We start from the raw sequence: 15,034 nt of genomic DNA, 5'->3' as shown, positions 1-15,034 counted from the left end.
TCAAAGGTTAGGAACTGAACAATTGTTAAAATATTAAACGTAACTTATATACATAACGACGTCAACTGGCGCTGGATGGATAGATAACAATGATAATAGCTTAGAAGTTCAAGAGATTCATAAACTATCTAACCAAAAATTAATCGTAAAAGAAGAAGCTTCCATACATGCCCTTCCGTTCCAATCGTTTAAAGAAGAAGGGAAACTACAACCACAAGTCATTACTCCTACTGAACAAGCTGGAAATTGGTTTAAAGTCCAAATAAACGAAACAGCAAAATGGATTTATGCACCTTCTGCTACATTTGAAGGTACAAAAGCTTCATTATTAAAAAACAGTCGTACTGCTAAAAATAGTTTATTGAGAGCTCCGGAATCTCTACAAACAAACAATATTTATGGCGTTACATTTAAAGAAATGATTGTCCCAAAAGGAAATGACGATATTCGCCCTGGCTACCCGATGGTACCTAAATATATTACGATTCACGAAACGGCTAATACAGCGAAAGGTGCTAATGCTCTAAATCATGCAAAATTCTTAGATAACCAAGCACGCGGAACAGCTGATCGCGCCGCATCTTGGCATTTCACAGTAGATGATAAAGAAATTTATCAACATCTTCCGGTAAATGAAGTTGGATGGCATGCTGGAAATAAAACTGGAAACTATGAATCTATCGGAATTGAAATTGCCGTTAATCAAGATGGAAACTATGAAAAAGCGGTAGAAAACGCCCGTAAATTGGCAGCTTATTTAATGAACGACTTAAATATTTCTCTAGATAAGGTCCAAAAACACCAATTTTGGTCAGGAAAAAACTGCCCTGCGTTTATGATTCAACGCGGACAATGGAATGCTTTCTTAAAAGGAACTGAAACATACTATAAGGAAAACCAAAAAAATCCCGTAACTGATGACATTACAGGTGGATGGTATGAACAAGACATTCGTCAATTAGCAGCTAGAGGTATTATGCAAGGAGAAGGGAACGGCAAGTACTTCCCAGAACGTCTTGTAACGCGTGCTGAATTTGCTACATTAATTACTCGTGCTTTACAATTACCAAGTGGAAATGCTAAGTTCACAGACTTAGAACAAGTACACCCATCTTTAAGAGACGGTATTAATCGTGCAGCAAGCGCAGGTATAATCCGCGGACGTGGTGATAATACATTTGATCCAAATACTACAATTACACGCGAAGAAGCTGTTATTATGATTGATCGTTCTCTAAAACACGCTGGTATTTTTGCAAAACAAGTTGAACTACCATTCGTAGACCAAAACTTAATTTACGCTAAAGAAGAAGTACAAAGAGTATATGGATATGGAATTGTAAAAGGTAATGAATTGAATCAATTCGTACCAAAAGGACCATCACAACGTGCACACGCAGCTGCATTTATAAACAGAATGCTTAGCGTGATTGAAGCTTAAAATATTTATCTGTATTAATTTAAAAGGCATCAGAGATTGTATATCTCTGATGCCTTTTATACATCTGTTAACTATTTTTAGCCATGAATCTTAAACGTATTCCTAGTAACAGAAGCATAAAACCGATGAATGGAATGTAATTCGTATTGTGTCCTGTAGCTGGAAGTTGTTGATTATTAGAAGAACCTTGTCCTTTTTCTGGTAAATTAGGTTTTTCTACTCCCTCACCTGGCTTTTCTGTTCCTTCACCCGGCTTTCCTGTTCCTTCACCTGGTTTTCCTGTTCCTTCATCAGGCTTCCCTGTTCCTTCACCTGGTTTTTCCGGATCTTTATCTGTATCTTTTTTATTTGTAATTTGAAGCTTTACAACTTCAATTTTTTCATTAGAAATCGTAAATTTCATTTCCTTATCGGATAAAGTATATCCTTCTGGCGCTTGGATTTCTTTTAAAGTGTAATCTCCTGGTTCTAACTTCTTAGAAGTCGCTTTACCGCTCTTATTTGTTGTTAATGTGTCCATTTTTGTTCCGTCTTTGCAAATTTCAAACACTGCGCCTGCTAATGTTGTATTTGTATTATTAGCATCTACCTTTGTAATTTCTAATTGACCTGTAATTTCTTCTTTCACTTTTTCATTCATAACTTCTTGTTTTACTACATCATTTGCTACAACATTTACTTCTACTGTTACTTCTAACGCCTTATAACCTTCCGGCGCTTTCGTTTCTTCTAACGTATACTTTCCTGGCACTAAGCTTTCGAATTTCACAACGCCGTCTTTATTCGTTATTTTCGCTTCTCCAACTACTTGACCAGCTTCGTTCTTTAATTTAAATTCTGCACCTGCTAGAACTTTTCCACTCTCTGCATCCTTTTTAATTACTTGTAAGCTTCCTAGTTCTTTCGCGTTTTCCACTTGTACTTCTACTACTTTGTTTGCTTCCACAACGACTTCAATTTCTTCTTTTAACAATTTATATCCTTGTGGTGCTTTCGTTTCTTTTAATGTGTATGTTCCTGGTTCTAATTTCTGAGAAATTACTTTACCAGTTTTATCTGTTCGTAACGTATCTACTTTTTTACCATCTTTATACACTTCGAATTCTGCGTCTGATAATACTTTCGTTTTGTCTTCCGCATCTACTTTTACAATTTCGAATTGACCTGTTACTTTTTCATTCGTAACTTCTTGTTTTACTACTTCGTTCGCTACAACGTTTACTTCTACTGTTACTTCTAACGCCTTATAACCTTCTGGTGCTTTCGTTTCCTCTAACGTGTACTTTCCTGGTACTACGTTTTCGAATTTCACAACACCATCTTTATCTGTTGTTTTCGTTTCTCCAACTACTTGACCAGATTCATTCTTTAATTTAAATTCTGCGCCTGCTAGAACTTTTCCACTCTCTGCATCCTTTTTGATTACTTGTAAGCTTCCTAGTTCTTTTGCGTTTTCTACTTGTACTTCTACTACTTTGTTTGCTTCCACAACGACTTCAATTTCTTCTTTTAACAATTTATATCCTTGTGGTGCTTTCGTTTCTTTTAATGTGTATGTTCCTGGTTCTAATTTCTGAGAAATTACTTTACCAGTTTTATCTGTTCGTAACGTATCTACTTTTTTACCATCTTTATACACTTCGAATTCTGCATCTGATAATACTTTCGTTTTATCTTCTGCATCTACTTTTACGATTTCGAATTGACCAAGGCTCTTACCGTTCGTTACTTTTACATCAATAACTTTTTCACCGTCAACTGTTACATGAATTATTTGTTTTGTTAACTCATAACCTTCTGGTGCTTTTGTTTCTTCTAACGTATATTCACCTGGCACAAGTCCGTCTACTTTAACCGTTCCAGACTTATCTGTTGTAATTCCTTCTTTTACAACATTTCCTTTTGCATCTTTCAATGTAAATTCTGCGCCTGCTAAGCGTTTCGTTTGATCTTTATCATCCATTTTAATAATTTGTAGAGAACCTAAGATTTTTTCGTTTTCTGCCTCTACTTTTACTACTTCTTTCTCGTTTTGAATTGTTACTTTCCATTCTTTATTTGAAAGCTTGTAGCCCGCTGGTGCTTTCGCTTCTTTCACTGTGTATTCACCTAGCGGTAATTTTGGTGACATCACTTTTCCACTCTCATCTGTTTTCAGTTCCGCTACCTTTTTACCATCTTTATACACTTCGAATTCTGCACCTGATAATAATTTCGTTTTATCATTCGCATCTACTTTCACGATTTCGAATTGACCTGTTACTTTTTCATTCGTAACTTCTTGTTTTACTACTTCGTTCGCTACAACGTTTACTTCTACTGTTACTTCTAACGCCTTATAACCTTCCGGCGCTTTCGTTTCCTCTAACGTGTACTTTCCTGGCACTACATTTTCGAATTTCACAACACCGTCTTTATTCGTTGTTTTCACTTCTCCAACTACTTGACCAGCTTCATTTTTTAGTTTAAATTCTGCACCTGCTAGAACTTTTCCACTCTCTGCATCCTTTTTGGTTACTTGTAAGCTTCCTAGTTCTTTTGCGTTTTCTATTTGTACTTCTACTACTTTGTTTGCTTCCACAACGACTTCAATTTCTTCTTTTAGCAATTTATATCCTTGTGGTGCTTTCGTTTCTTTTAATGTGTACTTTCCTGGTTCTAATTTCTGAGAAATTACTTTACCAGTTTTATCTGTTCGTAACGTATCTACTTTTTTACCATCTTTATACACTTCGAATTCTGCATCTGATAATACTTTCGTTTTATCTTCCGCATCTACTTTCACAATTTCAAATTGACCTGTTACTTTTTCGGGGATCTTTTTATTCACCACATCTACAGTCACTACTTTATTAGCCTCTACATCAACAGAAACTGAACTAGATGATAATTCATATCCTTTCGGTGCTTCTACTTCTTTTAATGTATAGCTTCCAACTGGAAGTTGTTTCGATAAGGCTTCACCTTTATCATCTGTAACAATTGTTTCCACAACTTTCCCATCTTTATCGATAACATCAAATTTTGCACCTGGTAGAAGTTGACCAGATTCACTATCTTTTTTCAATAATTTAAATTGGCCATTCTCTACTTTTTTCGTATTCTTCATAACAAGTTCAATTACGTTTGTATTATCAATTGTTACTTTGACTGGTGTATCAACTTTTATATATCCTTCTGGTGCACTTATTTCTTTTACAAAATAGTCACCAAGTGGTAAATCTTTAACTTCCGCAATACCCTTTTCGTTTGTTGTAACAGTAGCCACAACGTTATTATCTTTGTCTATAACATCAAATTTTGCGTCTTTTAAAACAATGTTTTTATCATTTTCATCAACTTTTTTAATTTGTAAATGTCCTTTTTCGGCTACCGGCTTATTCCACTTTGGCCAGTTAAATTTAAAGTTATGAACTTCAAAACCATCTCTTTGGTGTAATCCTCCAACATAGGCTTGTCCATTAATAGAACCACCTTTTGTTTCTACAACTGCATTAGGTGCAAACACACTACCTACTACACCATAACCTTTAGTTGTTATCTTTGTAGCATTAGGAAATACCCAAATTACTTTACTAGCTAACTCAGTAAAAGATGAATTAGGGTCGTATGCTTGAGATGTATTAATTAAATCCGTCGCCATCCCAGTATTTCTTGTATCATACAAAATTGCACCGCCACCAAAACTCACTTCTTCTGCATCTGAATAAATAACAATAAAGTCTTTATTCTCTACATTCGGAAGAAAAACGTCTTTTACATCAAATGCTTTCTTTCCCGTCTGGCCTGAAGAGACATAAATATTAGGGTTGTTTACATCTTCACCGATTCCAAAGCTCATATTAGGTTTTGGCTTATCAGTGTGTAGTTTACTTGCATCCCCAATTACACCATCAACGTCTTTTCTAAATTCTTTAAACTTAGCATCAATCTCCGCTTGCTCTTTATAAGAGATACGGTCATATGATGTTTTCATTGCGCCATCTGGGTCACCGTCTTTTGTCATCGCCACTGTTCCATCTTGAATAATTACTTGTCCTGCTCCCGCTTTCGTAAATTGACCGCCTAGTAATAATGATGGATATCCTTCATCTACCCAAGTTGCTCCAGCTAAGTTATTTGCTCCAGTTGCAGCCGCTACGACTGTATAACTTGATGCGTTCATATTTTTCTGAACAGCCATCGCACCTTCAATATCCGCACTCGTTGCACTATGATCTCCAAAAATGATGGCGTTGTAATAAGATACATCACCTAAACCTTTTAACTCTGTTGTAGCTGCCTCTGCTTTAAATGGTAAATGGATTAAAAAATTCATACATATTAGTAATACAACTATCAAACTACTACTTAACTTTTTAATTTTTTGATTAAATGATTTCCTCAAGAAATTCATTCCCCCTTTTAAACTTCCTAAAATCACAAAAAGAAGCACATTTCATATGTACCAGGTCTTACTCACATTAACTTAAAATAATCCATTTAAATAAAACAAAGAAACGCTAAAACGACTTAATAAAATTACTACAATTCATTTTTGAAATAATACGTGAACTAAACTGTCATGCGGAAATACTTTTACGTATGGGAGCCCAATAAAATTAATCTGAAGAATATTTCATGTGGTGTAACTATTTTGACAACATCATTCACTTTACATTAGTTTTCTAAAGGATTCAAGTGAATTGTATAGATTTCATACACAATTCACATTTTAAAACGTTTTCATTCCTTTTAATAAGCTCCACAAAAAAACGTAGCCAAAAAGCTACGTTTTTCTTTCATCGTTTCGGTGTATTTTTATGATTCTTCAAAAACGGAAGCGGGAATTGCTTACGGAAATGCTCTTTAATCATGTACTCTACACCGTTCTCACTATTTGAACGTGTAATCCAATCTGCTGCTTGCTTTAACTCTACAGGTGCGTTCCCCATCGCTACCCCAAGTCCCACGTTTTCAATAACCTCTAAATCTTCCATACTATCTCCAATCGCAACCATTTCATTTAGCGAAATATTTAAATGCTCTCCAAGCAATTGTAATCCGCGTAACTTCGATACATTTTGCGGCAAGATTTCTATTCGTTTTGAATCACATTCAACATACTCTACATCTTGGAATGCTTTTCTTAATGTGTTCAGCCCTCTTTCTTTTTCACCCTTAGTTTGGAAAAGAACATCAATTTTTGGCGCCGCTACCGGATGGTCACGAAGCGCGTCACCTAACGAATCTACAAATTGAACTGGATAAAATAACGGATCTGCGCTTGATAATACAGTGCGCGCAATTAAGTTTGGTGTATTTCTCTCACGATTTCCTATCGAAAACCGTTCATGAGAAATACGTACGTTACAATCAAAGTGCTCTAACACTTGCACAATATTAAAAGTCTTCTCTTCAGATAATCTTCTTTGAACGTACGGCTTATCTAACGTTGCTGAAACGAAAGCACCACCATGTGTCACTAATATAGAATCTAATTTTAACGCCTTTGCTACTTTATGAGCGGATTGAAAATTACGGCTCGTAAATAACGTAACGTATACATCTTTTCTTTTCACAAATTCAATTGTTTCTCTTAATCCTTTTGCAATTTTCCCATTGTTGTATAGTAGTGTCCCATCTATATTAAGAGCTAGTAAGCGATAAATCATGTCGCACTCCCCCTCTTCGCTGTTGTACTCTATCCATAATTTATGAAATACACCCGATAAATAGAACGAGTTAGAATTACTACTGAAAATTTGGTTTACTATATACATATACACTTAGTAAAGGAGATAGTACAATGCAGGCACCTCCTTCCTTTTATGAAGGCGATACGTTAGAAGTAGCAAAAAAATTACTCGGGCAAAAACTCGTTCATATTGTAGACGGAATAAAGCGAAGCGGAATCATTGTAGAAGTAGAAGCATATAAAGGCCCAGATGATAAGGCCGCACATAGTTACGGCGGCAGACGGACAGACCGCACAGAAGTCATGTTTGGCGCACCAGGGCATGCTTACGTATATTTAATTTACGGTATGTATCATTGTTTTAACGTTATTACAGCACCAGTTGGCACCCCGCAAGGTGTTCTCATTCGAGCCCTTGAGCCGGTAAATGGAATAGAAGAAATAAAACTAGCACGCTACAACAAAACAGACATTACAAAAGCGCAGTACAAAAATTTAACAAACGGTCCTGGCAAACTATGCCGTGCCCTCGGAATTACTTTAGAAGAACGAGGCTTATCATTACAAAGTGACACATTACATATTGAACTCGTCCCAGAAGATGAACACATATCATCACAATACAAAATAGCAGCAGGACCTCGTATTAACATCGACTATGCAGAAGAAGCTGTACATTATCCGTGGCGTTTTTATTATGAGGGACATCCGTTTGTTTCAAAGAAATAAGCAATATCAACGATTTTTCAAATATATCTATCATAACTTACAATATATCAACGGTTCGACAAGAAATATCGATTTATCGACAAATAATAACATTACGAATAAAAGAAGACTGTTCCAAAATGGAACAGTCTTTCCCTTTTACTCTGCACCTTCCGCAGTTGCAATATTATCCTCTAAGTTTTCTCTTGATAATTCAGCCACCATAAAATCAGCTGTTTCTGGAAGTGCTAAATGCATATGAGCTTTTTGACAAATTTGGATCGTACAGTTTTCTATAACATAGTCGAAAACATGTCCACCCCCGCTTCTTTCATCATCAATATAATGTAAGTGGAATCCAGCTACACCAATACCTTGCGCATAATCTGGTGTCCAAAATCCAGCAAGCGTACCTTCTGTATTTTCAAATGAAAAGATTGGTTGTGATTTCGTCACTTCAACGAGCGGTGTATACGGTTTTTCTTGTCTTGGAACAGTTCTCGTTCTTACTTCACGGAACGTACCGTCCATTCGAATACCGTAAAATAAGTTTTTACTTGGCATTAATTCATGTAATAATGCTTCAACTTCTTCACGATTCATTGGACGCTCTACCGTATAACTCATTTCTTTTTCAAAAAACGTTACAGTCGCAAATGGTGTTGTTTCTTCTGGTTCTACTTTTTCTGCTGAACCGTCTGAACGTAAATGATAAAATTCATTATCAAATGCAATCATTTCACCATCTAATTGATCAAATGTGCCGATGCCGAAATCACCATGTTTTTTCAAATCTTCAAAGCTAATCACACCATCATATATACCATCTAATAGCGCAAGCATTGTAGATGTTTGATATACTTCATTACTCGTTTTCGTTTTTTTTGCATCAATATCAATTAATTGCGCAACAGTCATCTCAAATCTGCCTCCATTAGTTTAATTGGTTTGGTAATAATTTTTCGCTTAATTTAATGTTGTCACGATAGTCAATTGGAATATCAATAATGACAGGACCATCTGCTGCTAATGCTTCTTTTAATACCCCTTCTAATTCATCAGGCGTGTTAACACGAAGACCTAACGCCCCGAAACTTTCCGCATATTTCACAAGATCCACATCGCCAAACTCTGTAGCTGATGTTCTGCCGTATTTCATCATTTGTTGGAATGCAACCATATCATATGTGCCGTCTCTCCAAACAAGATGTACGATCGGCGAATTTAAACGTACTGCTGTTTCTAACTCCATCGAAGAGAATAAGAAACCACCATCACCTGATACGGAAACTACTTTTTTACCTGGTTCTACTAAAGTAGCGGCAATTGCCCAAGGAAGTGCAACACCTAGCGTTTGCATACCGTTACTAAATAATAATCTACGTGGTTCATAAGAACGGAAACATCTCGCCATCCAAATAGAATGGGAACCGATGTCACATGTAACGGTTGTATCGTCACTAATTAAAGAACGAAGTGTACGAATCACTTGAAGTGGGTGCGTAACACCCTCCGAAGCACGGTTTGGAACTTCTGCTTGTTCTGATAATTTCGCGCGTAATCGTTCTAATACCGCTTCTGATTTCGTACTTAATACAAGTTTCGGTAATTTTTCCGCGATGCTATTTACCGTTAAGGCAATATCACCAATTAATTCACGCTCTGGTTGGTAATCATGGTCGATATCTGCTTGATGGTCGTCAAGATGAATAATCGTTCTGTCGCCAAGTTTATTCCAGAACTTTGGATCATACTCGATTGGATCATAACCGATAGAAATCACAAGGTCTGCTTCTTCTAGTAAAATATCCCCTGGTTGGTTACGGAATAATCCAACGCGGCCGAAGAAATGATCTTCTAACTCACGTGAAATCGCACCAGCTGCTTGATATGTTTCAACGACAGGAAGTTCTGTATCCGCAATTAATTTACGAACAGCTTTCGTCACTTCATTTGTGCTCGCTCTCATACCAAGTAGAATAACTGGTAATTTCGCTGATTTTATTTTTTCTACTACATATGTAATATCATGTGTGGGAGCGATTCCAAGCTGCGGCTTAGAAAGCGCACCGATAGACTCTACAGTCGTTTCCGCAGTCATAACGTCTTGCGGAAGACTTACTAAAGTAGCGCCTGGATTTGTAGAAGTCGCACTTCGAAATGCATTTGATAATGCTTCTGGCACATTATCAGGATGCTCTACTTCTACGCTATATTTTGTGATTGGTTCGAATAGTGCAGCATTATCCATAGATTGATGCGTACGTTTTAATCGATCTGTACGCGGAACTGCACCAGCTAAAGCAACAACGGGATCACTCTCCGCATTCGCAGTAACAAGACCTGTCGCTAAATTTGATGTCCCTGGTCCTGAAGTTACAAGACATACGCCCGGTTTCCCTGTTAATCTACCAATAGCAGCTGCCATAAATGCTGCATTTTGTTCATGACGACAAACGATTAACTCTGGTCCTCTTTCTTGCAATACATCAAATACAGAGTCAATCTTTGCTCCTGGAATACCGAAAACATGTGTAACACCTTGTTTAATTAAACAATCAACAACAAGATCTGCTCCTTTTGTTTTTGTCTTCACGTCGTTTGCTTTTACACCTGTACTCAAAACTAATCACCCTTTATTTCATAATGTGTGTAATAAAGATTTTAATTTCACCTGGTTAATTAATGTGGTGAAGTATCGTTTATCATTATAGTACAAATGCATTATTTTTCCAAGAATATGAATTCGACATTATTTTGACAATATTTAAAGAATACGCTTACAACCTTTTGTTTATCTTAAAATAACATTTTTATATCTCTTCTAAAAATGTACAAAAATACTTCCACCTATTCACATTATTAACAAATTTATAGTACCTTGCAAAGAACAATAGTAAGTGATATATTTATAAATAACGGAATACCCATTATTTGGAATGTTATTCACAATTAGTATATCTCCTTTCAAAAAGTAGATATAGATTGAGTGTGCTGTTTAGAAAAAAGATAGGATTTTCAGCCATAATTCATCATTTTATAAAGGAAAGTGATTGTTATGAACAAAAATGAATTTTTAGAACAACTTAGTTCTTCTCTATGGAATATGCCTAATTCAGAAAAGGAGGATATTATCTCGGAGTACGAAACTCATTTTATTAGTGGTAAACAAGATGGAATATCTGAAGAGGAAATTTCTAAAAAGCTAGGAAACCCTAAAACTATCGCTAAAGAACTTACTGTTTCACATGCAATAAGCAACGCTGACAATAGACGCAGCCTAAAAAATATTATGACAGCACTGTTTTCTGTTATGAGCTTAAGTGTTTTAAACTTTATATGTATCATTATCGCTTTTTTCGTACTACTCTTTCTATTACCGCTTCTTCTAGCACTTATAATTGCCACTCCGTTATTAATTATTTCACCTATCTTATTAATAGGATTAGGATTCTTTAAAGGGTTTCATCAAATCAGTTATTCCGATGTTTACAATGTATTCATAGCTTTTTGCATCGGCTTACTAATATCCGTCATATCTTACCAAATGATAAAACATATATACTCACTTTTAGTTAAGTATTTAAAATGGAATTTAGCTATTTTACAAAGATACTAATGAATGTAAAAGGAGATTACTATGAAAAAGTATATTTTATATCCACTCATTTTACTTACAATGTTATTTCTATCAGCTTGTTCAAACAGTGTACAACCTAAGGAAGAAAACGATGTACAATCTATTAAAGATGTTGCTATTAAAGTTCCAGAAAATATATTTAGTTCCTCAAAGAAAAATGAAAATATTAGTGAAGACGAAATGAAACAAAATATAAAAAGTTATTTAAATTATAGCGGAGAGTTAGACGAAAATATCGTTCCACCTTCATCAGCCATGTCTGATGAGAATGCCACGGAATCTGACCGGGAGAAATTAAAACAACTAGTAGATTTAGCACAACAAAACGACGCGAACTTCCATAATTTTATTAGCAACAATACGATCCCTGATGATTACAAAAAGCCTTCAAAAGAAATATATGAATTTATTTCATCATCTACAGCACTTTCAGTAGAACTAGAGCAAGAGTTAGACAAACTCGCTCAAGATGGTAACTTATTCAAAACTGATTTTTCTTTTACAAAACGCTTTGAGAAAGTTAATGGTAGGAAGCAAAAAGAAATTGAAAAGTTTTTGAAGGAAAAAAATATTAAAACTTCAATTAACAGCAATAAAAAAAATTAACAGATGTGTTACATATCCCTTTCAAAATAACCAATAAGAAATAGCTATTTTGAAAGGGAGTTTTTGTGGTATAACTATTAAATTCCCTAAACAAAAAAGACGCTCCTAAACTAGGAGCGTCTTCCACTATTACGCTTGTTGTTGCGCGCTATATAATTCTTCAAGTGGCTTCATGATAATTTTGTTAACGTCACCAATTACAACGTTTAGGCGTTGCTCAGTTTCCATTAATTTTGTAATCTTAGCATCTTGTTGAATGCGAGCTACAACTTCTTGTGCTTTTTGGTTGTCTTCTTCAGTGATTTCTTGACCTTGCATCATTTTTTGTTGTAGGCCAAGTTGCATTGTACGGAACTCATCAAATAAGTTCTTTGAAGCTGCATCTCCTTGTACTGCCGCGTAGCTCTCTTTTAACGTTTTGAAGTCTTCGTTTTCAGCGATTGCTTTTTGTAATTCATATGCAACATCATGAATGTTCTTTGTCATTTTATTTTTCCTCCTTTAGAAGGCTAGCGCATTTGACTCGCACTGCCTTTTCAGTGCATTTACATACGCACCTCTTCTTACCATATCAAACTATGCAAGAGATGTGAAGAAATTTCACTTTTATTTCTATGTACTCACCTTATTATCTAAGAAACAATAATAACAATCCTTGCACGAGACCAATCATTCCGCCTAATAACGCCCCTAAATACGTAATCATTTTCAATTCGTTTTTTGTAATAGACAGAACTAAGTCTTCTAATCTTTCTGTTGAAAATGTAGACACTTCTTGCTGGACAATTTCCGCAAGGTGTAGATTGTTTAGTATACTCTCTACGTTTTCTGTTCCCCACTTCAAGCCTTTCGTTACTGCGCTTGGAACCACTTTTTCAATAATTGTTTCTCGAACTGGTTCACATGCTTGCTGAACAGATTGATTTAAAAACTTACTCACAGTTTCCTCTACTTTAACTGCTGACAGCACGGAGCTTACAATCATTTCTTTCTCTACAAATGCTTCTAATTCTTTTACATCTCTTCCTTTTAACTTTTCCCACTCTTTTTGCAGTACGTCAGTTAAAAGCTGCTTTGTACCATCTTGACCTAAAAACTTAATAACTTCTGGCTGCACACGATCCACTACACTTACATTTCCTAAAAACATTCCGACTAAGTTAAGTAGCGTTCCGCGAGAAGCGAAGAAATCATCAATCATTTTTGAAAGACGACCTTTCCCTTCTTCACTTTCAAAAAAGCTAATTCCTCGTTCTAAAATAAACGCCGAGACATTCGGAATCGCATTCTCTACTTTTTCATTTACAGAATGAGGTAAAGCCTGTTCCCATGTATATGTATAATACTCTGCTAAAAATGCATGAATTTTTTCTGTAATAACATGTTCGATTTTTCGAGTCGCTTCTTCTTCTACATGCGCTACATTCCATTTTTCTAACATATGTCGCAGTGATTGTTCATTCGTAATTACTTTATCCACTTCTACTTGCACCCAGTGGATTAAACCTTTTTGAAACTCTTCATTTATTAGCTTTTTTCCGATTCCTTCTGGTGTTAACAAATGTTCTACAACCATATTTCCTAATTGAACAGCAAGTTCATCACGACGCTTCGGAATTAACCCTGGTGTAAATGGAACTTGAAACTTTCCGATATAAATAGGACGATGAGGACGAAATAACATTTTTATCGCTAAATGATTCGTATATCCTCCAATAATCGCTCCGAGTCCTGTCGTCGTTAACATATTTAACCATATATTCATTACAATCAACCTTTCACTTCTCCAAAACTATAGCATATCATCATACGGACAAAAGTATAATGGTATAAAAACGTATTTGCAATATATAGCTTCGCCTATTATGCAAATAGTAGTAAAGGAGTGATTTCGTTGGTTCTCGGTCTTTTAGCTTCTAAACTTCATTATGAGCAAACATATTACACCGAAATCGCTAAACGCGCTCGGCTTTATCATAATGTCGTTGCTCAGTTTACGCCATTTTGTATTGATCCTAAAACAGACCTTGTTTCTGGTCTTATTTACGATACAGATACAGGAAAATGGAAAGAGCAAACATTCCCTATCCCTTCTTATATATATGATCGTTATTCTTTTCACGAGGAAACAAACTTTGAAAAAGCAAAATCAATTATTCACTCTTTGCACAATCGTCCTTCCACTACCTTTTTAAATAACACACTTATTAACTTAAGTGAACTACATGATTTATTTCTCACTAATAAAAAACTGTCTCCTTATATACCAAAATTTGAAGTGGCAACGATACAAAACATTTTTAAACTGTTGTTAAAAACTAAAGACATTATTATACGCCCCACTAATACACATTCAAAGGATAACTTATATCGAGTTGCTTACAAAAATAAAACGTTTCATATCGATACAGTAAATGAAAAATACCATACTTCTCTTCCATTAAAACGGACAGACGAATTTATATCTTGGTGTAAATCTAACATACCTTCATCACGTTACATAGCACACACTATGCTACAACCACCAAATCAATTAACATATCCACTCCACATTCGAACCATTTTGCAAAAAAACAAAGAACAAACTTGGAATGTTATCGGTCAATTTATACAAAAAAGCTCATTTCCTAATCAACTTTTACCCTCAGCAACGGCCGATGATTCATTACATTCATTTTCAAAAATTAAATACGTACTATCTAGTACGGGTGTGCAACTATTGCAAGACGCTTTACACGACATTATAAATGAAGTATTCCAAACACTAGATCAGTCTTATTCTTCATTATTTGAACTAGAACTTTCCACAATTATGGATCAAAAAGGTGCAATTTGGCTTATGTATGTCAACACGCTTCCCCCTTACGAACAATACATTCGTCATAGTGATTCATTAGCTGAAAAGATATTTCACGGACCACTTAAATTCAGTCGCTTTACACCATAATGAAAGGAGGTAAAC

10 protein-coding genes and 1 pseudogene are annotated in these 15,034 nt (G+C 35.4%); 5 read left to right on the top strand and 6 right to left on the bottom strand.

What is annotated here, in order from left to right; all coding sequences use genetic code 11:
* Positions 1–49: 49 nt before the first annotated feature.
* Positions 50–1,441: pseudogene (locus ACODS7_RS21980) on the top strand (S-layer homology domain-containing protein); the annotation flags it as partial.
* A gap of 67 nt (positions 1,442–1,508) precedes the next feature.
* On the opposite strand, the gene ACODS7_RS21975 reads toward ACODS7_RS21980, so the two are convergent.
* The gene (locus ACODS7_RS21975) at positions 1,509–5,828 is read right to left on the bottom strand and encodes a SpaA isopeptide-forming pilin-related protein (protein WP_243168520.1); all 4,320 of its coding nucleotides are present in this window, start codon (positions 5,826–5,828) and stop codon (positions 1,509–1,511) included.
* 394 nt (positions 5,829–6,222) lie between these two features.
* On the bottom strand, positions 6,223–7,095 hold the full coding sequence (locus tag ACODS7_RS21970; protein ID WP_000640430.1) for a Cof-type HAD-IIB family hydrolase: 873 nt from the start codon (positions 7,093–7,095) through the stop codon (positions 6,223–6,225).
* 134 nt (positions 7,096–7,229) lie between these two features.
* Here ACODS7_RS21970 and ACODS7_RS21965 point away from each other — a divergent pair, with 134 nt between their 5' ends.
* Entirely contained in the window at positions 7,230–7,847 is a 618-nt protein-coding gene (locus ACODS7_RS21965; protein WP_016082703.1) for a DNA-3-methyladenine glycosylase, read from the top strand.
* 138 nt (positions 7,848–7,985) lie between these two features.
* Here the strand turns inward: ACODS7_RS21965 and alsD are convergent, their stop codons facing one another.
* Together alsD and alsS are read right to left on the bottom strand one after the other, a co-directional pair.
* Positions 7,986–8,744 (bottom strand): alpha-acetolactate decarboxylase, encoded by a 759-nt coding sequence (gene alsD / locus ACODS7_RS21960; RefSeq protein ID WP_029441711.1) that lies wholly within the window; start codon positions 8,742–8,744, stop codon positions 7,986–7,988.
* Between the two features lie 16 nt (positions 8,745–8,760).
* Positions 8,761–10,449: an acetolactate synthase AlsS gene (alsS, locus tag ACODS7_RS21955; RefSeq protein ID WP_098641190.1), complete on the bottom strand. Its 1,689-nt coding sequence runs from the start codon at positions 10,447–10,449 to the stop codon at positions 8,761–8,763.
* Positions 10,450–10,884: 435 nt separating this feature from the next.
* On the opposite strand from alsS, the gene ACODS7_RS21950 reads away from it, so the two are divergent.
* Both ACODS7_RS21950 and ACODS7_RS21945 read left to right on the top strand, forming a co-directional pair.
* Complete coding sequence (locus ACODS7_RS21950; protein WP_029441709.1) at positions 10,885–11,445, top strand: HAAS signaling domain-containing protein; 561 nt, start codon at positions 10,885–10,887, stop codon at positions 11,443–11,445.
* A gap of 21 nt (positions 11,446–11,466) precedes the next feature.
* Positions 11,467–12,072 carry an NDxxF motif lipoprotein gene (locus tag ACODS7_RS21945; protein ID WP_243168519.1) on the top strand — a complete coding sequence of 202 codons (606 nt, stop codon included), beginning with the start codon at positions 11,467–11,469 and terminating at the stop codon, positions 12,070–12,072.
* Between the two features lie 129 nt (positions 12,073–12,201).
* Here the strand turns inward: ACODS7_RS21945 and ACODS7_RS21940 are convergent, their stop codons facing one another.
* Both ACODS7_RS21940 and ACODS7_RS21935 read right to left on the bottom strand, forming a co-directional pair.
* Positions 12,202–12,558, bottom strand: a complete 357-nt coding sequence (locus ACODS7_RS21940; protein WP_016082710.1) for a YlbF/YmcA family competence regulator — start codon at positions 12,556–12,558, stop codon at positions 12,202–12,204.
* 142 nt (positions 12,559–12,700) lie between these two features.
* A complete protein-coding gene (locus ACODS7_RS21935; protein WP_042968620.1) occupies positions 12,701–13,837 on the bottom strand; it encodes a DUF445 domain-containing protein in 1,137 nt (378 codons plus the stop codon).
* Positions 13,838–13,966: 129 nt separating this feature from the next.
* Between ACODS7_RS21935 and ACODS7_RS21930 the strand changes: the two genes are divergently transcribed.
* A complete protein-coding gene (locus ACODS7_RS21930) occupies positions 13,967–15,019 on the top strand; it encodes a YheC/YheD family endospore coat-associated protein (RefSeq protein WP_029441706.1) in 1,053 nt (350 codons plus the stop codon).
* Positions 15,020–15,034: the final 15 nt, after the last annotated feature.

Source organism: Bacillus sp. FG16, assembly GCF_057809515.1.
Note: the sequence above shows the minus strand (reverse complement) of the source record. Positions and strands in the feature narration are given on the sequence as shown.

Coding starts and splice junctions, on each gene's coding strand:
- ACODS7_RS21970 (WP_000640430.1), bottom strand. CDS start 7,095: ATGATTTATCGCTTACTAGCTCTTAATATAGATGGGACACTACTATAC.
- ACODS7_RS21965 (WP_016082703.1), top strand. CDS start 7,230: ATGCAGGCACCTCCTTCCTTTTATGAAGGCGATACGTTAGAAGTAGCA.
- alsD (WP_029441711.1), bottom strand. CDS start 8,744: ATGACTGTTGCGCAATTAATTGATATTGATGCAAAAAAAACGAAAACG.
- ACODS7_RS21950 (WP_029441709.1), top strand. CDS start 10,885: ATGAACAAAAATGAATTTTTAGAACAACTTAGTTCTTCTCTATGGAAT.
- ACODS7_RS21945 (WP_243168519.1), top strand. CDS start 11,467: ATGAAAAAGTATATTTTATATCCACTCATTTTACTTACAATGTTATTT.
- ACODS7_RS21940 (WP_016082710.1), bottom strand. CDS start 12,558: ATGACAAAGAACATTCATGATGTTGCATATGAATTACAAAAAGCAATC.
- ACODS7_RS21935 (WP_042968620.1), bottom strand. CDS start 13,837: ATGAATATATGGTTAAATATGTTAACGACGACAGGACTCGGAGCGATT.